The following is an 18,158-nucleotide window of genomic DNA, read 5'->3' as shown; positions in this document are numbered from 1 at the left end:
ACTGGGTTCGAGCTGACGAAGAAGATTAAACAATTTATGTAGGCTTAAGAAAAAGAAAGTATCCTTTAAAATCATTATAACATTATAGTTACAAAACGATAATTTTTTTAATTCATTTATTGGAACATATTTTATTATTCGGAATGTACTGTGCATTAAAGAAATGCGGAAACATTATCCCGGAAACTGGGTTATTCCCAAGCACAGCCGTCCAGGGGGTTGTCCGGCTGACTAAGGGCAAAAATGAATTTCTCACCGGGGAGGAGATCTTATGAACTTCGATTTACCGGAAGAATTACAGGACATTAGAAGGCTGGCCCGCGATTTTGCCGTGAGCGAAGTGCTGCCCACGGTAGATGCCGACGACAAGGCACACCGCTTTCGCCGGGATCTGGTGGAAAAGATGGGGGAACTGGGCTTTTTAGGCTGCGTTATTCCCGAAGAATACGGCGGGAACGGGCTGGGCTACCTGGCTTTAGCCATTCTGGCCGAGGAAATAGCCCGGGTGCACAGTTCCCTGCGCATCATATTTGCGGCCAACACCCTTGGCCCGGCCATTACCATCTGGCGTCACGGCAGCGAAGAACTGAAGCAAAAGTACCTGCCGGGACTCACCAGCGGCAAGCTGCTGGGTTGTTTTGCCATGACCGAGCCCAACGCCGGATCCGACGTGGCGTCCATGAAGGCCCGCGCTGTTTTAGAGGGAGATTATTATGTTTTGAACGGCAGCAAGATGTGGATCTCCTTAGCGCCTGTAGCCGACATAGCCCTCGTTTACGCCTATACCGATCCCTCCCAGCGGGCCAAGGGCATGTCTGCCTTCATCGTGGACATGAAGAGTGAAGGCATTACCGTAGAAGCGATAACTGAAAAACTGGGCAACTGGTCTTCGCCCGTGGGTACCATTACTTTTGAAAACTGCAAGGTGCCCAAAGAAAACCTCCTGGGACGGGAAGGCCAGGGATTTGCCATCTGCATGCAGCAACTGGACAACACCCGCCTGGCCTCGGCCGCAGGTGCAGTGGGAGTGGCCCAGGCCTGCCTTGACGCCGCCATCGAATATGCCAATACCAGGGAGCAGTTTGGCCAGCCCATCGGCAAGTTCCAGATGATCCAGGACATGATTGCCCAGATGTGCGTGGACATTGAAGCGGCCCGTCTATTAACCTACCGGGCGGCCTTCTTGAAGGATAAAGGAGTACCCAACACTCTGGAAACCTCCATGGCCAAGCTTTTTGCCAGTGAAGCCGCCAATAAGTGTGCTGATTATGCCCTGAGAATATACAGCGCCTACGGCTACTCCGAGGAATACCCCGTGGCCCGGTTCTTCCGTGACGCCAAATACTATCAGATAGTGGAAGGCACCAGCAACATCCACAAGCTCATTATCTCCCAGGATGCTCTGGGTTATCGCAAAGCCAACCGTTCGTCCTGATCACGTCTGGAGGAGGAAGCATAAATGGATCGCTACCAGGAACTCAAGGAGAAAAAAGAAAAAATCCTGCAAATGGGCGGCCCCAGGGCGGTGGAACAGCAGCACAAAGCCGGCAAATGGACGGCCCGGGAAAGGATAGAATACTTCTTTGACCCCGGCACCTTCACGGAAATCGGCATGTTCGTTAAGCACCGCACCACGGCCTTTGGGATGGATAAAAGGGAGGTTCCGGCCGAAGGCGTGGTGGTGGGTTACGGTAAGGTAAACGGCCGGAACGTGATGGTGGCGGCTGAAGATTATACTTCCATGGCCGGTACTTTTGGTGAATACCACGGAAAAAAATTCGCCCAGGCCATTGACATGGCCAAGGAAATGGGCATACCCTTTGTGGGCATGAACGACTCCGGCGGTGCCCGCCTTCAGGAAGGCATGGACACCCTGGAGGCCTATGCCTGGTTGTTCCGTTCCCAAATCCTTGCCTCCGGTATTATCCCCCAGATTGCCCTGTTGATGGGGCCCTGCCTGGGAGGACAGGCCTACCACCCGGTGATGCAGGACTTCGTCTTCCAGTGCAAAAAGACCGGTTTCATGGGGATAGCCGGGCCGGCCTTTGTAAAGACCCAGCTGGGTGAGGAAATCAGCCTGGAGAATTTATGCGGCGTGCATGTCCACGCCACCAAGACCGGACAAACCCACGTGGTGGTGGAAGATGACAGGGACTGCCTGGACAAGACCAAAGAACTCCTGAGCTACCTGCCGCAAAACAACCGGGAGAAGCCGCCCCGGGTGGATACCGGCGACGAGGCCGAAAGGAGCATTCCCGAACTGGACGGCCTGGTGCCCGAGGAAGGCCACGTACCTTACGACATGCACCAGGTGATCTACAAAATAGTGGACAACGGGGTTTTCTTTGAGATCCTGAAAGACTTTGCTCCCAACGTGATTGTGGGCTTCGGCAGGATTGCCGGCCGGACGGTGGGGCTTGTGGCCAGCCAGCCCCTGTATATGGGCGGCGTGATCAACTGCGATGCCGCCGACAAGGTGGCCAGGTTTGTGCGCTTCTGCGACCTGTTCAACATCCCCCTGGTTAACTTCCACGACACTCCGGGTTACATGATTGGTTCCTATGAAGAACACAGGGGGATCTTAAGGCACGGGGCCAAAATGCTTTACGCCTACATCGACGCCACGGTGCCCAAGGTCACGGTAATCCTGCGCAAGTCCTTTGCCGGTGCCTACCTGGGGATGTGCTGCAAGGACACCGGGGCCGATCTGGTCTACGCCTGGCCCATAGCCCAGGTCTCCATTGTGGGTGCGGAAACGGCGGCCAGCGTAATTTTTGCCAAGGAAATTAAAAATGCCGAAGACCCGGCCAAAGTAGCCGCCGAGAGAATCCAGCAATACCGTGAAATGTATGAAAACCCGTACCGGGGTGCGGAACGCGGCTATATAGACGATATCATCATGCCCAGCGATACCAGGAAGTATATCGCCAGGGCGCTGGATATCCTGGAGAACAAACGGGTGGCCAGACCCTGGCGGAAGTACTCCAACATTAACCTGTAGGGTAAAGTTATGACAAGGATGCGGTGCGGTGATGGCCACCATCAGGCCCAACGTACTGCCGGTGCCCCAACCCCAAGGGGGACGCGCGGCGGAAGTGGTACAGGTGGACGTGGAGCCGGGGGACATCCGCCAGATCATTAAAGAAGTAGTTCGCCAGGTATCCAGCCGTCCCGAACTCACCGAAGCGGACATTATTGTCTCCGGGGGCCGGGGGATGAAATCGGCGGAGAACTTCAAGATACTGGAAGAGCTGGCGGACGTGCTGGGGGCGGCGGTGGGAGCCTCCCGGGCGGCGGTGGATGCGGGATATGCGCCGCACAGCATGCAGGTGGGTCAGACGGGTAAGACCGTATCCCCGCAGCTGTACATTGCCTGCGGCATCTCGGGGGCCATCCAGCATCTGGCGGGGATGGGCTCATCCAAGGTGATTGTGGCCATAAACAAGGACCCGGAAGCCAATATCTTCAAGGTGGCCGATTACGGGATCGTGGGTGACCTCTTTGAAGTGGTACCCCTGCTTACCCGGGAGTTCAGAAGGCTCCTCGGGAAGGAATAAGATGTTAGGAGATGAGCACCGGTGAAAGAAGTGGTTATAGTTAGCGGGGTGCGTACGACCATCGGCGCCTTTGGCGGTTCCTTAAAGGATGTGCCGGTGGTCAAGCTGGGCAGTCTGGTAATTAAAGAAGCCTTAAAACGGGCCGGTTTAAGGCCCGTCTCCAGCCAGGAGCTTTTAAATTATGGCCCCGACGCCCTGAAAGGTGAACCGGTAACGGATTTGGAGAAAAACTGCTATGACTGGGATGACTCCCTGCAGGAAGTACAGGTTGACGAAGTCATTATGGGGCATGTGCTCCAGGGTGGCAGCGGCCAAAACACCGCCCGCCAGGCCGCCATTTATGCCGGCATTCCCAAAGAATCCAACGCCTTTACGGTAAACAAGGTTTGCGGTTCGGGCTTAAAAGCCATTGCCCTGGGCGCCCAGGCCATTATGGCCGGTGAGGCGGAAGTGGTGGTGGCCGGTGGAATGGAGAATATGAGCCAGGCGCCTTATATCCTGCCCCGGGCCCGCTGGGGATACCGGATGGATGTCAACGCCAAAGGCGAATGCATTGACCTGATGGTTTACGATGGGCTGTGGGAAATTTTCTACGGCTACCACATGGGTAATACGGCGGAAAACATCGCCGCTAAATACGGAATCACCCGCCAGGAACAGGATGAGCTGGGCCTGCTCAGCCACCAGCGGGCCAGGGCAGCCATTAAAGAAGGGCTTTTTAAAGAAGAAATTGTGCCCGTACCCCTGCCCCAGAAGAAAGGCGAGCCGGCAGTCTTTGACACCGACGAGCGGCCCATGGATACCAGTATGGAAAAGATGGCCAAATTGCGCCCGGTCTTCCGGCCCGATGGAACGGTGACCGCGGGCAACGCCTCGGGCATAAATGACGCCGCAGCGGCAGTGGTGCTGATGTCCCGGGAGAAGGCGAAGGAGCTGGGGCTGAAGCCCTGGGTGGCGATTAAAGCCTACGCTTCCGGCGGGGTGGACCCGGCCTACATGGGCATCGGGCCGGTTCCGGCCGTCAGAAAAGCCCTCAAAAAGGCGGGACTTGCCATCCAGGATGTAGACGTGGTGGAACTGAATGAAGCCTTTGCCGCACAGGCCCTGGCCTGTATGAGGGAACTTGGCCTCACTCTGGAAAAAACCAACCCGTTGGGCAGCGGCATTTCTCTGGGTCATCCCATAGGCTGCACGGGGGCCAGGCTGGTGGTCACCATTATGCACGAAATGAAGAGAAAAAATTTGCAAACCGGTCTGGTGACCATGTGCATTGGCGGGGGCCAGGGGATGGCCATGATTGTAGAAAATATTTATGAGGAGGTTTAGGGGATTTATGGATGTACAAAAGGTAATGGTTGTCGGTGCCGGCCAGATGGGTTCGGGCATTGCCCAGGTGGCGGCAGTGGCCGGCTGCCAGGTCATTTTAAATGACATTAAAGATGAATTTGTTCAACGGGGCCTGAGCAATATCGAAAAGAACCTAAGCCGGGATGTGAGCAAAGGGAGGTTGCAGGAAGATCAAAAGGCAGAAATCCTCGCGCGCATTACACCTTCCACCAGTCTGGCCGATGCTAAAGATGTGGACCTGGTCATTGAAGCGGCTATAGAAAATATGGAAGTGAAATCCAGCATTTTTAAACAACTGGATGAAATTTGCCCCGCCCACACCATCCTGGCCACCAACACCTCGTCCCTGCCCATAACCCAGATTGCCGCGGCAACGAAAAGGCCGGAAAAGGTCATCGGCATGCACTTTATGAACCCGGTGCCGGTAATGAAGCTGGTAGAAGTTATCCGTGGACTGGCTACCTCCGATGAAACCTTTGCGGTGGTCAAGGCCATGAGTGAACGCATGGGCAAGGTGCCCGTGGAAGTCAACGATGCTCCGGGTTTTGTATCCAACCGGGTGCTTCTGCCCATGATCAACGAAGCCATTTTCTGCGTTTACGAAGGAATAGCCACTCCCGAAGCAGTGGACCAGGTGATGAAACTGGGTATGAACCATCCCATGGGACCCCTGGCCCTGGCGGATCTCATTGGCCTGGACACATGTCTTTACATTTTGGAAGTGCTGCACAGGGAGCTGGGTGACAGCAAGTACCGCCCCTGTCCCCTCCTGAGAAAATACGTAGCCGCCGGCTGGTTGGGCCGCAAGACCGGACGGGGATTCTACGTTTACAACCAGTGACTTCTGGCCTGAAGGTTGGCAGAACAGGGGAGGTAGGATAATGTCCTGGAATAATATCCTGGTGGAAAAGGATGGCCCGGTGGCCATACTCACCATCAACCGGCCGCAGGTGTTGAACGCACTAAATGCCGAGACGCTTACGGAGATCGACGGGGCCATCGAGGAACTGGGGGCGGACCCGGCGGTGCGGGTAATTATTATTACCGGTGCGGGGGAGAAGGCCTTTGTGGCCGGGGCAGACATTGCCTTTATGAGCAGGCTGACCCCCCCCTGGAGGCTAAAGATTTTGCCCGGCTGGGACAGAAAGTGTTGAGCAAGATTGAAAACCTGCCCAAACCCGTAATTGCTGCCGTCAACGGCTTTGCCCTGGGCGGCGGGTGCGAACTGGCCATGGCCTGTGATATTCGCGTGGCCTCGGAAAAGGCTAAATTCGGTCAACCGGAGGTTAATCTTGGTTTGATTGCCGGTTTCGGCGGTACCCAGCGTTTGACCAGACTGGTCAACCCCGGCCTGGCCAAGGAGATTTTGTTTACGGCGGACATGTTTGATGCCGAAACCGCCAGGCGCATAGGACTGGTGAATCATGTGGTTCCGGCTGAGGAACTGCTTAACTTTTGCCGGGGGATGGCCGAGCGCATTGCCGCCCGGGGACCGGTGGCTGTACGGTTGACCAAGGAAGCCGTGAATGAAGGACTGGAAATGGACCTGGAAAAGGCCCTGGCCCACGAGGCGGATCTTTTCGGGCTGGTATTTGCCACGGCCGACCGGGAAGAAGGTATTGCGGCCTTTTTAAGCAAGCGCAAGCCGCAATTCCAGGGATGCTAGCATTTGTGGTACGAATCTGGGTTTCAAATAACTTATATCTTTCAGTTTCTCCTTTTATAGCTTGGGGGTGAGAATAAGAAAAAATTGGATGGTCGTACCCGGTTGGTCATTGGAATTCTGTAACGGGCACTTATAAAAATAAAAGGAGGTCTTTTAAATGATCGACTGGACCAATGCTCTGGTAGTAGCCATCAGCGGTATTGTTTCGGTGTTTCTGGCCCTGGGCATACTAAGCGCGGTGGTGAGCTTTTCCGGCTGGCTTTTTGCCTACAGCGCCAGGAAAAAAGCTGCCGCCCAACAATCCCAGCAGGCACCTGCTCAGGGAAAAACAGTTGCAATTCACTAGGAAAGGGGGTTCTGTAAGTGGCTACTCCGGTCAATTCACCCATGGTGGGCAAGCTGATTTCAGTTGATGTTAAAGTGGGGGATCAGGTGAAGGAGAATGATCCCGTGGCCACTATTGAAGCCATGAAAATGTATGTCAAAATCTATGCTCCGGCCAGTGGTGTGGTCAAGGAAATTAAAGCCAATCCGGGCGATGTAGTCAACCCGGATACGGTAATCTTAACTTTGGAGTAAAGGTGGAACTGGCTATGCTGGAGCAGTTGACAGAGGTCATCAACAGCACGGGGCTCCTCAGTTTGACCCCGGGCAATTTAATCATGTGGGCCGTTGCCTTTGGTCTCATGTACCTGGCCATAAAAAAAGGGGTCGAACCCCTCCTGCTGGTGCCGATTAGTTTTGGTATTTTTGCAGCCAATTTTCCCCTCACTGGACTGATGGAACCGGGAGGGCTGTACTACTTGTTCTTCCATAACGGGATCCAGAACGAGTTAATCCCTCCCCTGATCTTCCTCGGTCTGGGAGCCATGACCGACTTCGGTCCGGTAATTGCCAATCCCAAGACTTTACTGCTGGGTGCGGCCGCCCAGCTGGGAGTTTATGCGGCCTTCTTCACCGCCCTGTTATTTGGTTTTAGCATTGCCGAAGCGGCCGTCATTGGCATTATCGGCGGTGCGGACGGACCCACCACCATCTTCCTTTCGGCCAACCTGGCTCCGCATCTGATGGGGGCAGTTTCCGTGGCTGCTTATTCCTACATGGCCCTGGTGCCCCTGATTATCCCGCCGGTGGCCAAGCTGCTGACCACACCCAGGGAGCGGGCCATGGTCATGAAACAAATGCGCCCGGTGAGCAAGGGAGAAAAAATCCTCTTCCCCTTGCTGGCCAGCCTGGTGATTATCCTGCTGGTGCCCAAATCGGCGCCCTTAATCGCCATGTTCATGCTGGGCAACCTGTTCATGGAATCGGGTGTGGTCCAGCGCCTCACCGACGTTTCGCGCAATGAGCTGATGAACATCGTAACCATCTTTTTGGGCCTGGGTGTTGGTGCCACCATGTCGGCGGAAACTTTCCTTAAACCCCAAACCATTTACATTTTCATTCTCGGTGTCGTGGCCTTTGCCTTCGCAGCTGCGGGCGGCATCCTGATCGCCAAGATCATGAACTTGTTTACGACGAACAAGGTCAACCCGTTGATCGGTGCGGCAGGAGTATCCGCAGTTCCTATGGCCGCCCGGGTGGTGCACCAGCTGGGCTCGGAAGCCAACCCGCAGAACTATCTGCTCATGCACGCCATGGGGCCGAACGTAGCCGGGGTAATCGGTACTGCCGTAGCCGCCGGAGCCTTCATCACGGCCATCCATTAAGGCGAAAACCCCTTTGGCGCGCCGGGGAACTCCGTAGGTTCCCCAGTTTTTTATTCCTTAGAAAATAGCAATTGCCTGCCGTTTGCACGCGCTCGCTCCGTTCGCCTCGCAGGCCAAACTAGCGCTCGACCTCGGACTCCCGGCGGGGTTCCTGGCCCATTCGGCATCCATGTCTCAGGGGCCAGCCTCGGGCATCCATGCCCTCGGCCCCGCTTCCTCCCTCGGTCTCGCTAAGTTTGCCCAGCACTCAACAGACTTCGAATGATGAGCGACTAAACACAATCACTTTCAAGTCTGTTGAGTGCTGGGTCAATGTCGCTCGCTTACGTGCAAAACGGCGGCCATTTTCATTCTCTGTTGGTGGCGCTGAATGCGTCATGGGTGTCTATTCTATGCCTCGTCTTGGGTTATTTTTTAATTATTCTTCCCGGCCCGGCCGCATTTTTGTATACCATTTTGGTCCTTAGAATAACGTCGTGGCCAGGGAGTAAAGGGCCACGGCGGTGACCAGCAGGGGTACCCCCCGGCGAAAGAGTTCCTGGGATACCCGGGGGAAAATGCCGAGACCTACCATCTGGCCCAGCAGGGCAAAGGGGACCAGGGAAAGGGCGGTCAAGATAGTCTGCCGGTCCAGGGCCTGCACGGCCAGCAAAAGGAGCAGGCTGGCCGGGTAAACCAGGCAAAAGTAGGCGGCGGTGGTGGCCCGGAACTGCCCCTTGGGCACTCCCTGGTGATTTGAAAAGAGCACCACGGGAGGGCCGGGCATGCCCACACTGGCCCCTAAAAAGCCGCCCGCAGCTCCCACCGCAGCTTCGGTCCAGGAGCCAAAAGACCTGGGGGTACCCAGCCCAGGAGGAGGGCCAGGGCAAAGGCCAGGGTAACCAGGGCAATGATGATTTTGAGCTGTGTGACGTCAAAGTGGGTAAAAACGTAGGCTCCCAGGGGAATACCGGCCAGACCGCCCAGAGACAGGTTTCTGGCCATCGGTTTGATGATGTTCTTCCGTACCTGGTACGTGAGGAGGGCCAGCGAACAAAAAGATATGACCATGGTCATACCTACGGCAGTGTGGCGTTGTAGGCCAGCACCAGCAGGGGGACGAGAATGAGGGTTGCGCCAAAACCCGTCACGGCCTGCAGGGTGGTGGCCAGGGTTACGGCCAGGGCGGCCACCAGCCAGGAAAGGGAGAAAATCAAAGGAATCCCTCCAGGATAGTACAGTATTAGACGGGTAACTACTCCGTTAAACCGTGTGGCTACAGTAATCCGTCGGGAGCCATAGCCTCTAATTTTGCCCGCCATGGTCCTGCCGGTGCGGAAGGCGGGTGGGCTCGGCACTGGCCTGCACCGGTCTGGCCAGATACACGAAAGGCAAAACGTATACTTTAAAATTATATACCAGATATGGGGTAATGGGTTTGGTTTTATTAGTGGGCCCGGCCCTGCGGGGGAGCCATGTCGTGGCCGGGACAGGGAAGGTTCAATTTTCCCTCTACCAGGCATACTAAAGCGGATGAATCTTCTACATTCGCTGGGCGGCGTGTCGCCGGCCGGGTGAGGGCGTAAAAAGCAGAGGCTCGGTTGACAGGTCTGGCTGCCGGGAGGTAGAAAACAGCTTCTTCCCTTATAATAATTATCTCAAATAGGTATTGCCAAACAACGCCGTCTGATATAAGTTAATACCAGGCGGTTATTTTTATGAAGCTATATACAATAAGCGAGTTTACCGAAAAACTTGGCGTCAGCGTATCAACGCTCCGCGCTTGGAATAAAGAAGGTAAACTGGTTGCTTTACGTACACCAACTAACAAACGCAGGTACACTGAAGAAATGCTCTACCGGACACTGGGCATAAAGAACCGCCAGGAACCAAAGAAAATCGTTTTATATGCCCGGGTGTCATCAGCCAGCCAGAAACCGGATCTGGAAAACCAGCTTAAGTACCTGAAGGACTTCGCCGCCGGCAAGGGGTTGACCGTGGACGAAATACTTTCCAACGTCGGCTCCGCCCTCAATTATAACCGCAAGAATTTCCTGAAGTTGTGCGGCATGGTCACCCGGGGAGAAGTCAAAACCGTTATCGTTGCCCACAAGGACCGCCTGGTGCGGTTCGGCTTTGACTTTTTTGAAGACCTGTTCGCCAAATTCGGCTGTGAAATACTGGTGGTCAACAAGGCCGAAGACATGTCCCCAGCCCAGGAGTTGACCGAAGACCTGATCAGCATCGTCCAGCATTTTGCGGCCAAACTCTACGGCCAGAGGACCTACAAGGCCCGAAAACTGACCAAAACGGTAAGGGAGGCGCTGGCCGGTGCAGCAGACGGTAAAACAAAAGAGCCTGCCGCTGAACAATGAGAAGTGGGCCAGGATAACTGAGACGGCAGAAGCATATGCCCGGCAGAAGGACGCCTTCCTGGTGGAGTACGGGCATGTAAAATACCTGCACTATCTGGGCGAAAAGCGGAAGCTGCGGGACGAATTAGTTTCAGCGGGTTTTGTAAGCCCTTTTGGCCTGCAGGCCCGGCAGTGGAAGCTGGCTTTAGACGATGCTCTGTTCACCCTGGAGAGGCAGTGGGAGGCCGCCGTCGTCGAAGTCAAAGAGCGCCTTTACCGCTTTGAGGCGCTGACCGACGAAGAAAAGCACTAATACCGGCCCGAATACGGTGAGGCCCTGCAGGAAATGTCCGACCATATCCTGGACAAGAACCGAAAGCGCGGCAAGATCCGGGCACTGCGCCGGAAGTTCCTCGAGCAGGACCCAAACAAGGCCCGGCGCATCTTAAAACACAACCTGGGCCTTATCAAGCAAACCAAAAGGAACAAAAAATACCGGACCAGGTGCGAGAACGAAATCAACCGGGCGTTTAACGAATTCTACAAAGAACGCCGACCAAAGATAATTGCTTACGAAGACCTCGCCCACCTGCGCGGGAAGGCCGGGAGCAGGGGTCTCTCCCGCAAGGTGAGCGGCTGGCAGCGCAGCATCATCAAAGAGCGGTTGGGATACAAGAATTACATTTACTCCGTCACCGACCCCGGTCCGGTGAATGCGGCGTACTCCAGCCAGACGTGCCCCATGTGCGGCTGGGTGGACGCGAAGAACCGCCGCGGGGACGTTTTTAAGTGCCGGAAATGTAGTTTTGAAGCTGATGCGGACAATGTAGCCGCACTGAACCTTAAGTTGAGACTGCATGACAAAGAAATAACCCGGTACATGCCATACAAAAAAGTAAAAGAACTTTTGCTCCAGCGTTATTATCAGAAACAGCAAGCCAATTAATTCTTTATCCTCCCGGGATGTTCCCGGGAAAGGGCAGGGACTGGCCCCGGTGGGAGAAAGACCGTTGGAACGTGCGGTCGGCTGGCTTTTGGTCGCACGCGAGAACGGCTTTGACGATGACGTTTTTCATGGAAAGCGGAGCACTGCCGGGTAGCCTGCACTGGAATGTACGGGAAACGGCATTCCGGTCGGCCAAACCGTTCCTGTCCTTCAGGTGGGAGCCTTTGGGCGTTAACACCACCCCGCCGTTTGGAAGCCGTCGGGCTGGATAAAGACGGTGGGCCTTTCGGGTCTGCCGGATGACGTACCGGTTTGGCGGTGACTGTTTCGGGCGGGACTCCAGAAGCCCGTGGTCCGCCTGCCCCGTCAGCCGGGCAGGCGGGGGTACCCGGCCTCTCGGAGAGCGTAAACTGCTTTTGCTATCACTTTTATCGCTACTTGATAGAAGTTGATAGCAAAAATGAAACAGAAGCCCATACGCCGGTTATCCTTGGTGAACCGGGGGATGAGGCCTTGCTGGGAGTGGTTACGCTGGAGATTCTCGGTTTGGTTTTAAACCCGTTCAACCGGATTCTCCAGCCCATGCGGGTGGCCCTTTAGCGGGTGGTCCCTGACAGTTTACCGGGATAGGGACCTGTTGATTAAGCTCCGGAGGTTCAGACTTCCACTGGTATGGTCAGTGGATCAGTTTGTTTGAATGCCGGCATCTGGTAAATATGCCCCAGGGGATTTGCTGCCCTTGGGGTTTCTTCGTGCCTTTAAGCCGGCGGCCGGTTATAATCCCGGTGTGAAACCATTCCGTCCTTTTTTTGTGGTATACTTATGATATTCCGGTATCATTGATGGTAAAAAAGAGCAAATTCGAATAGATTATTACAAAACTATGGTGGGGAGGACGGCCGATGGCAAAAAAACGGGTGGCGGTGATCTTTGGCGGGCGTTCGGGAGAGCACCAGGTCTCCTTAAACTCGGCGGCTTCGGTGATTGGCGCCCTGGATAAAGACAGGTACGAGGTTATTCCCGTGGCCATTACTCCGGAAGGAAAATGGTTCGCAGGCGCTGAGCCGGCACAATTGCTGGGCGGGGAGGACCCGGAGCAACTGGGACAAAGGGTCGCTCTGCTGGCAGACCCCACTTATGGGGGCCTGGCTCCTGTGGGGGACGGGTGCATAAGGGTGGAACAGGTGCGTCCTATCGACGTGGTTATCCCGGTACTGCACGGCACTTTTGGCGAGGATGGTACCGTTCAGGGGCTTCTGGAGTTGGCCAACATCCCCTATGTAGGGGCGGGGGTGATGGCTTCGGCAGTGGGCATGGATAAAGTGATGATGAAGACCGTCTTTGCCCGGCACGGCCTGCCCCAGGTGCGTTTCTGCCACTTCCTGCGCCGTGATTGGGAGCGGGATCCGGAGGCGGTGCTGGACCGGGTAGAACAGCTGGGTTATCCCGTCTTTGTCAAGCCGGCCAACCTCGGTTCCAGCGTGGGCATATCCAAGGCGAGGAACCGGGAGGAACTGCGGCGGGCCATAGACCTGGCCGCCAGCTACGACCGTAAAATTATCGCGGAGGAATTTGCAGATGCCCGGGAGGTGGAAGTAAGCGTTCTGGGCAATGATGATCCCATGGCATCCCTGCCGGGGGAAATTATTCCCTTAAACGAATTCTACGATTATGAAGCCAAATACGTGGAGGGAAAATCCCGCCTGGTTATACCGGCCCGGTTGCCTGACGAAACCATGCTGGAACTGCAGAGACTGGCCATCCGTGCCTTTAAAGCCCTGGACTGTGCCGGTTTGGCCCGGGTGGATTTTTTCCTGCGCCGGGATAACGGGGCCGTGCTGATCAACGAAATCAACACCATCCCCGGCTTCACCCGCACCAGCATGTATCCCAAGTTGTGGGAAGCCACCGGCATCCCTTATCAGGATTTGCTGGACCGGCTTATTGAGCTGGCCCTGGAAAGGCACCGGGAAAAGAACCGGTCCCGGACCACCTTCCGGCCGCCGGGGGCCGCCGGTTAAAACCGGCCGGTTTTAACCGCATAACCCCTGCCCGGGACCGAAAAAAATACCATTGCACAAGACGTTTTGGAGGAGCTGGTACCATGTTTACCTGCTGGGAATCAAAGCCCTGCCCGGGCAGATGGGAAGTGTCGGCCCGGCTGGGGTTGATGGGACGCTTTCTTTTTCTAGCCTTTCCGGGAGTGGCCCGGGAGTTGAAAAATTGGCGGCTGATGGCGTCGCGCTGCCCCGAGCCGCACCTGCGCCGGATGGCCCTGGCCAGCATTGGCGCCAAGGCGTTTCACTGTCAGGGGGGCAGCGTCTTCAGCGCCTGGACCGGCAGCCACCGCCGGGAGTTAATCCGGGCCATTGTGGCCCTGCAGACCATCAGCGACTACCTGGATAATTTGTGCGACCGGGCGGGGGTGCAGGACGGGGAGGCCTTCCACAGGCTGCACCGGGCCTTTGTGGACGCCCTTTGCCCCGGGGCGTCCGGTTGCGATTATTATGCCCTCTATCCCTACCGGGAGGACGGCGGGTACCTGCAGGAACTGGTACGCTCCTGCCAGCAGGCCCTGGCCCGGTTGCCCGCCTACGGGCCGCTGCGGGAAAGGGCCTGCCGGCTGGCCGAACTTTATTGCCAGCTTCAGGTGTACAAGCATATCCAGTGGCCTCTGCGGGTGAAAAGCCTGACCACCTGGCTGGAACCCTTGCTGGAAAGCCTTCCGGAAAAGCTCTACTGGTGGGAGCTGGCTGCGGCCACCGGTTCAACCATTGGCATCTTTGCCCTCTTCGCCCTGGCGGCCAGGGGGAATTACACCGCGGACGAGGTGGAAAGAGTCACCGCCGCTTATTTTCCATGGATCTGCGGGTTGCACATTTTACTGGATTACCTTATCGACCAGCAGGAAGATGTGGAAGGCGGCGATTTAAACTTTGTTTCTTATTACCAGGACGGGCAGCAGGCCGCCGGGCGCCTGAAGTATTTTGTGGACCGGTCCCTGGCCCTGGCCGCCCAACTGCCCGATCCCTTTTTCCACATGACTGTGGTGCAGGGCCTTCTGGCCATGTACCTGTCCGATGAAAAGGTGGACGAGCAGGGCCTGCAGGCCACCCGCCGCCTGCTTTTGGACAGCGGCGGCCCCGCTGCCCGCCGGCTGTACCGCCTGTGCGCTTTTTTCCGGAAAGTGGGGATTGTTTGAACAAGCCCTGCGTAAAAGTTTCAGATTTATATGATTAATTAGCAAGGAGGGGTATAAGAGGAATGAGTAAGGCGCAGATCTACTTTGTCCTGGCCCTGGTTTTGGCCGTGCTGGTGGCAGTATTTGCCGTACAGAATCTCGAACCGGTTAGCATCAACTTTCTGTTCTGGCACCTGGACGGCATCTCCAAGGTGCTGGTGATCCTGTTTTCTACCATGGCGGGGGCCCTGGCAGTGCTGTTCCTGGGTGTATGGTGGCATTTCAGGAGATACCTTTATATCCGCCGCCTGGAAGGGGAAGTCCAAAAGCTGAGGGGCGAGCTCAACAGTTGTAAAAAGGCGGCCGGGCTTCCTCCGGCCGGGGAGTCATCGGATGTTGGTTCCAGCCTGGGTGAGGCGGGTACTGAAAAGCAAAACGGCACCTATGCTTGAGGTGAAACTTGCCGCCACCCTTTGTGATCTATTTCATTGTCCGTTCAAATTTAAATTCCTATAATGGGGCCCCTGATAAGTACCAGACCAGCGGTAAAAAGGATGATGCACATGAAATGGACCAAAGAGGCCCTGCAGTACATGAACAACGTCCCCTTTTTTGTGCGGGAAAAAGCCAGGAAAAAGGTGGAGGAGTGGGCCAGGCAAAAAGGGGTCGAGGAAATCACCATGAACGAGGTTATGGAAGCCCGGAGCAAAATGACCGCCCGAGACCCCAATGCCCCCCCGCCGGCCAAACCCAGGATTGCCGTGGTGCGCTGCAACATTGTTTCCGAGGTCTGCCCGGGCGTGGGCTGTCTTAACAGCTTCAACAAAAGGGAGCAGCACTTTGCCCGCTACGGTCCCGATGCCGAGCTGATCGGCTTTTTCACCTGCGGAGGATGTTGCGGGCGCCGCGTTTCCCGGCTGGTGGAAAAATTGCTGCCCTACGATCTTACCCATGTTCATTTGAGCTCGTGCATGCTTTTGGAGGGGGACTATCCCAGGTGTCCTTTCAAGGAGCAGATCAAGAAGACCATCCAGGCCAAAGGTGTGGAGGTCGTCGAGGGGACGCACCACTGATGCACCGCGTGCCGGTTCTACCAAAAAATTTTTTCGAGCGTACAGGAAATCAGTTATCAATCTTGAATTCTATATTAAGAAAGCAAAAACGTTTTTGCTGTAGCTTTGTCCGGTTTAGCGGTGGGATATAACATGCTGGCTCATTTATGCAACAAAGGGGGAATACAATATCATGCAACCGGTGGAAATCAAAACGAAAATATACTGGGTGGGCGGCATCGATTGGGACCTGCGTTACTTTCATGGGTATCTCACTCCGCGGGGAACCACCTACAATGCTTACCTGATTGTGGATGAAAAAATTGTGCTGGTGGATACGGTCAAACACTACCTGTTTGATGAAATGTTGAGCAGGATTAAGAAAGTTGTGGATCCGGCCAAAATCGACTACCTGGTGGTCAACCATGTGGAAATGGATCATTCCGGCAGCGTCCCCAAAATAATGGATCTTGCCCCGGTTGCCAAAATCATAACTTCGCCCCAGGGGAAAAAGGGTTTGGAGCGGCATTACAAAAGGAATTGGGACTTTATGGTTGTTAATTCCGGTGACGAACTCAACATCGGCTCCCGCACTTTAAAGTTTGTGCACACTCCCATGGTGCACTGGCCCGACTCAATGGTCACCTATATTCCTGAAGAGAAACTGCTTTTGCCCAACGATGCCTTTGGACAGCACATTGCCAGCATTGAACGTTTTGATGATGAGCTGGGATGGGATGTGGTTCACGAGGAAGCGGCAAAGTACTACGCCAATATCGTTTTGCCCTACGGCGACCAGGTAAACAAGGCCCTGGATATTGTTTCCCAGTTGCCCATTGAGGTGATTGCCCCCAGCCACGGGGTGATCTGGCGCTCCTTCCTGCCCCGGATTTTGCAGGTTTACCGCCGTTGGGCCAATCACGAAACCGGGAAAAAAGCGCTTATAGTATACGATACCATGTGGGGTTCTACGAAAAAAATTGCTCTGGCCCTGCAGGACGGCCTGGAGGATGCCGGTATTCCCGTTACAGTCAGGTTCCTCCAGACCAGCCACATCTCGGAGATTATGCCCGACGTGCTGGTATCGAAAGCCATTTTAATTGGCACGCCCACCTTGAACAACGGCATGCTGCCCAGTGTGAGTGCTTTTCTCACCTACCTGAAAGGACTGAGGCCGAAAAACCGGATCGGGTTTGCCTTTGGTTCTTACGGCTGGGGTGGTCAGGGTGCAAAAGAAGTAAAGGCATTTATGCAATCGATGGGCTGGGAAGTGCCGCTGGATGTCGTCAACCTTCAGTATATCCCCGGTGAGGACGAGCTGGAAGCGGTGAGGGAAATGGGACGTAAGCTGGGGGAGGTGTTGTAGCTGGATTGCAAGCCCCCGGGAAAGGGCACCCGCCACAAAGTGCCTGCGTTTGAAGAGTGAATACTCGTGGGAAAGCTATTTTAACCAGCAGCGGGTGCGGGCGGTCGTTATGGAACGCCCCTGGAAGTGACGGCAATAAGGTAAATTTTTAAGTGCCAGAGGGGGATGGTCTTTTTGGACTCCAAAGCCCTGCATAAGATCAGTTACGGTCTTTATGTTATCACCTCGAAAAAGGGCGACCGTTTTAACGGCCAGATTGCCAATACGGTGTTTCAAATTTCAAATGAGCCACCGACAATTGCCGTGAGCATTAACAAGCAAAACCTGACCCACGAATTTGTCAAAGAAAGCAAGGTTTTTGCGGTTTCCGTACTGGCCCAGGAGACACCCCTTTCCTTAATCGGGCGCTTTGGCTTTAAAAGCGGCAGGGAAGTGGATAAGTTCGACGGCTTGAAGTATGAACTCAGTCAAAATGGGTTACCCTATCCCGCCGAACATGTTCTGGCCTACCTGGAGGCCAAAGTAATTCAGGAAGTGGATGCCGGAACGCACACCATTTTTATTGGCGAACTCACCGATGCAAAAGTTTTAAAAGAAGGTACTCCTATGACCTATGCTTACTATCACCAGGTAAAAAGAGGGAGTGTTCCTAAAACCGCTCCCACCTTTATTCAAAAACAAGCAGAGGTGGCTGTAAAAATGGATAAATACGTATGTTCTGTCTGCGGCTACGTTTACGATCCGGAAGTGGGCGATCCGGAAAACGGTGTACCTCCGGGAACGCCGTTTGAAAAACTTCCCGGCGACTGGACGTGTCCTGTTTGCGGGGTGGGCAAAGAGGAGTTTGAGAAGGAAAGGTAAATCGCAGCCGCTATACTTAAGGGCGCTTTTTTCCGGTACTCAAGACTTCAAGTGTCTGGAATGTATCTCACGAGGTTCACGGATTGCATCGCTCTATCAAAGCTTTACAGGAGGTGTGCGCAACGCCCTGCCCCCCCGGG

Annotated in this window: 20 protein-coding genes and 2 pseudogenes; 19 read left to right on the top strand and 3 right to left on the bottom strand. The window is 55.0% G+C overall.

Going from position 1 to position 18,158, the window contains the following annotated elements:
- The first annotated feature begins 271 nt into the window (after positions 1-271).
- From acd to G7K71_RS16820, 9 genes and pseudogenes are all read left to right on the top strand, one after another.
- Positions 272-1,435 (top strand): glutaryl-CoA dehydrogenase Acd, encoded by a 1,164-nt coding sequence (gene acd, locus G7K71_RS16860; protein WP_166345991.1) that lies wholly within the window; start codon positions 272-274, stop codon positions 1,433-1,435.
- 24 nt (positions 1,436-1,459) lie between these two features.
- Positions 1,460-3,001 (top strand): acyl-CoA carboxylase subunit beta, encoded by a 1,542-nt coding sequence (locus G7K71_RS16855; RefSeq protein ID WP_013823640.1) that lies wholly within the window; start codon positions 1,460-1,462, stop codon positions 2,999-3,001.
- Positions 3,002-3,029: 28 nt separating this feature from the next.
- A pseudogene (locus G7K71_RS16850) lies at positions 3,030-3,557 on the top strand (electron transfer flavoprotein subunit alpha/FixB family protein); the annotation flags it as partial.
- Positions 3,558-3,578: 21 nt separating this feature from the next.
- Positions 3,579-4,883 (top strand): acetyl-CoA C-acetyltransferase, encoded by a 1,305-nt coding sequence (locus G7K71_RS16845; RefSeq protein WP_166348930.1) that lies wholly within the window; start codon positions 3,579-3,581, stop codon positions 4,881-4,883.
- 7 nt (positions 4,884-4,890) lie between these two features.
- Positions 4,891-5,745 (top strand): 3-hydroxybutyryl-CoA dehydrogenase, encoded by an 855-nt coding sequence (locus G7K71_RS16840; RefSeq protein ID WP_121451788.1) that lies wholly within the window; start codon positions 4,891-4,893, stop codon positions 5,743-5,745.
- 40 nt (positions 5,746-5,785) lie between these two features.
- Positions 5,786-6,570: pseudogene (locus tag G7K71_RS16835) on the top strand (enoyl-CoA hydratase-related protein).
- Positions 6,571-6,727: 157 nt separating this feature from the next.
- Entirely contained in the window at positions 6,728-6,916 is a 189-nt protein-coding gene (locus tag G7K71_RS16830) for an OadG family transporter subunit (RefSeq protein WP_166348927.1), read from the top strand.
- 17 nt (positions 6,917-6,933) lie between these two features.
- Positions 6,934-7,149, top strand: a complete 216-nt coding sequence (locus tag G7K71_RS16825) for a biotin/lipoyl-containing protein (protein WP_121452102.1) — start codon at positions 6,934-6,936, stop codon at positions 7,147-7,149.
- A 14-nt stretch (positions 7,150-7,163) separates the two neighbouring features.
- On the top strand, positions 7,164-8,279 hold the full coding sequence (locus tag G7K71_RS16820; RefSeq protein ID WP_166348924.1) for a sodium ion-translocating decarboxylase subunit beta: 1,116 nt from the start codon (positions 7,164-7,166) through the stop codon (positions 8,277-8,279).
- A gap of 463 nt (positions 8,280-8,742) precedes the next feature.
- Here G7K71_RS16820 and G7K71_RS19970 read toward each other — a convergent pair whose 3' ends face one another.
- Genes G7K71_RS19970 through G7K71_RS16805 form a run of 3 tightly spaced genes read right to left on the bottom strand, consistent with a single transcriptional unit; the run spans position 8,743 to position 9,475 of the window.
- Complete coding sequence (locus tag G7K71_RS19970) at positions 8,743-9,045, bottom strand: hypothetical protein (protein ID WP_279286376.1); 303 nt, start codon at positions 9,043-9,045, stop codon at positions 8,743-8,745.
- Between the two features lie 14 nt (positions 9,046-9,059).
- On the bottom strand, positions 9,060-9,329 hold the full coding sequence (locus G7K71_RS19965) for a TSUP family transporter (RefSeq protein ID WP_166348918.1): 270 nt from the start codon (positions 9,327-9,329) through the stop codon (positions 9,060-9,062).
- A gap of 8 nt (positions 9,330-9,337) precedes the next feature.
- Positions 9,338-9,475: a hypothetical protein gene (locus tag G7K71_RS16805; protein WP_166348915.1), complete on the bottom strand. Its 138-nt coding sequence runs from the start codon at positions 9,473-9,475 to the stop codon at positions 9,338-9,340.
- 501 nt (positions 9,476-9,976) lie between these two features.
- Between G7K71_RS16805 and G7K71_RS16800 the strand changes: the two genes are divergently transcribed.
- From G7K71_RS16800 to rd, 10 genes are all read left to right on the top strand, one after another.
- Positions 9,977-10,633 carry an IS607 family transposase gene (locus tag G7K71_RS16800; protein WP_166348912.1) on the top strand — a complete coding sequence of 219 codons (657 nt, stop codon included), beginning with the start codon at positions 9,977-9,979 and terminating at the stop codon, positions 10,631-10,633.
- The gene (locus G7K71_RS19605; RefSeq protein WP_243175075.1) at positions 10,590-10,925 is read left to right on the top strand and encodes a hypothetical protein; all 336 of its coding nucleotides are present in this window, start codon (positions 10,590-10,592) and stop codon (positions 10,923-10,925) included. Before G7K71_RS16800 ends, G7K71_RS19605 begins: the two co-directional genes overlap by 44 nt.
- A 33-nt stretch (positions 10,926-10,958) precedes the next feature.
- Positions 10,959-11,558 (top strand): transposase, encoded by a 600-nt coding sequence (locus G7K71_RS19600; RefSeq protein ID WP_243175074.1) that lies wholly within the window; start codon positions 10,959-10,961, stop codon positions 11,556-11,558.
- A 318-nt stretch (positions 11,559-11,876) separates the two neighbouring features.
- A complete protein-coding gene (locus G7K71_RS19140; RefSeq protein ID WP_313885033.1) occupies positions 11,877-12,158 on the top strand; it encodes a hypothetical protein in 282 nt (93 codons plus the stop codon).
- 302 nt (positions 12,159-12,460) lie between these two features.
- The gene (locus G7K71_RS16785) at positions 12,461-13,579 is read left to right on the top strand and encodes a D-alanine--D-alanine ligase (protein ID WP_166348909.1); all 1,119 of its coding nucleotides are present in this window, start codon (positions 12,461-12,463) and stop codon (positions 13,577-13,579) included.
- Between the two features lie 83 nt (positions 13,580-13,662).
- A complete protein-coding gene (locus G7K71_RS16780; RefSeq protein WP_166348907.1) occupies positions 13,663-14,760 on the top strand; it encodes a tetraprenyl-beta-curcumene synthase family protein in 1,098 nt (365 codons plus the stop codon).
- Between the two features lie 62 nt (positions 14,761-14,822).
- Positions 14,823-15,191 (top strand): LapA family protein, encoded by a 369-nt coding sequence (locus tag G7K71_RS16775; RefSeq protein ID WP_072868732.1) that lies wholly within the window; start codon positions 14,823-14,825, stop codon positions 15,189-15,191.
- A 111-nt stretch (positions 15,192-15,302) separates the two neighbouring features.
- Positions 15,303-15,812: a CGGC domain-containing protein gene (locus G7K71_RS16770; RefSeq protein WP_166348904.1), complete on the top strand. Its 510-nt coding sequence runs from the start codon at positions 15,303-15,305 to the stop codon at positions 15,810-15,812.
- Between the two features lie 172 nt (positions 15,813-15,984).
- Complete coding sequence (locus tag G7K71_RS16765) at positions 15,985-17,157, top strand: FprA family A-type flavoprotein (RefSeq protein ID WP_166348901.1); 1,173 nt, start codon at positions 15,985-15,987, stop codon at positions 17,155-17,157.
- 174 nt (positions 17,158-17,331) lie between these two features.
- Positions 17,332-18,018 carry a rubredoxin gene (gene rd, locus G7K71_RS16760; RefSeq protein ID WP_207713018.1) on the top strand — a complete coding sequence of 229 codons (687 nt, stop codon included), beginning with the start codon at positions 17,332-17,334 and terminating at the stop codon, positions 18,016-18,018.
- Positions 18,019-18,158: the final 140 nt, after the last annotated feature.

The organism is Desulfofundulus sp. TPOSR (assembly GCF_011393055.1).
GTDB classification, from domain to species: Bacteria; Bacillota; Desulfotomaculia; order Desulfotomaculales; family Desulfovirgulaceae; genus Desulfofundulus; species Desulfofundulus kuznetsovii.
Note: the sequence above shows the minus strand (reverse complement) of the source record. Positions and strands in the feature narration are given on the sequence as shown.

Excerpts from the sequence above, each read along its gene's own strand:
- G7K71_RS19600 (WP_243175074.1), top strand. The coding sequence starts at position 10,959 with ATGTCCGACCATATCCTGGACAAGAACCGAAAGCGCGGCAAGATCCGG.
- G7K71_RS19965 (WP_166348918.1), bottom strand. The coding sequence starts at position 9,329 with ATGGTCATATCTTTTTGTTCGCTGGCCCTCCTCACGTACCAGGTACGG.
- G7K71_RS16775 (WP_072868732.1), top strand. The coding sequence starts at position 14,823 with ATGAGTAAGGCGCAGATCTACTTTGTCCTGGCCCTGGTTTTGGCCGTG.
- G7K71_RS16840 (WP_121451788.1), top strand. The coding sequence starts at position 4,891 with ATGGATGTACAAAAGGTAATGGTTGTCGGTGCCGGCCAGATGGGTTCG.
- G7K71_RS16780 (WP_166348907.1), top strand. The coding sequence starts at position 13,663 with ATGTTTACCTGCTGGGAATCAAAGCCCTGCCCGGGCAGATGGGAAGTG.
- G7K71_RS16800 (WP_166348912.1), top strand. The coding sequence starts at position 9,977 with ATGAAGCTATATACAATAAGCGAGTTTACCGAAAAACTTGGCGTCAGC.
- G7K71_RS16770 (WP_166348904.1), top strand. The coding sequence starts at position 15,303 with ATGAAATGGACCAAAGAGGCCCTGCAGTACATGAACAACGTCCCCTTT.
- G7K71_RS19970 (WP_279286376.1), bottom strand. The coding sequence starts at position 9,045 with ATGCCCGGCCCTCCCGTGGTGCTCTTTTCAAATCACCAGGGAGTGCCC.
- G7K71_RS16785 (WP_166348909.1), top strand. The coding sequence starts at position 12,461 with ATGGCAAAAAAACGGGTGGCGGTGATCTTTGGCGGGCGTTCGGGAGAG.
- G7K71_RS16830 (WP_166348927.1), top strand. The coding sequence starts at position 6,728 with ATGATCGACTGGACCAATGCTCTGGTAGTAGCCATCAGCGGTATTGTT.
- G7K71_RS16765 (WP_166348901.1), top strand. The coding sequence starts at position 15,985 with ATGCAACCGGTGGAAATCAAAACGAAAATATACTGGGTGGGCGGCATC.
- G7K71_RS16855 (WP_013823640.1), top strand. The coding sequence starts at position 1,460 with ATGGATCGCTACCAGGAACTCAAGGAGAAAAAAGAAAAAATCCTGCAA.
- acd (WP_166345991.1), top strand. The coding sequence starts at position 272 with ATGAACTTCGATTTACCGGAAGAATTACAGGACATTAGAAGGCTGGCC.
- G7K71_RS16820 (WP_166348924.1), top strand. The coding sequence starts at position 7,164 with ATGCTGGAGCAGTTGACAGAGGTCATCAACAGCACGGGGCTCCTCAGT.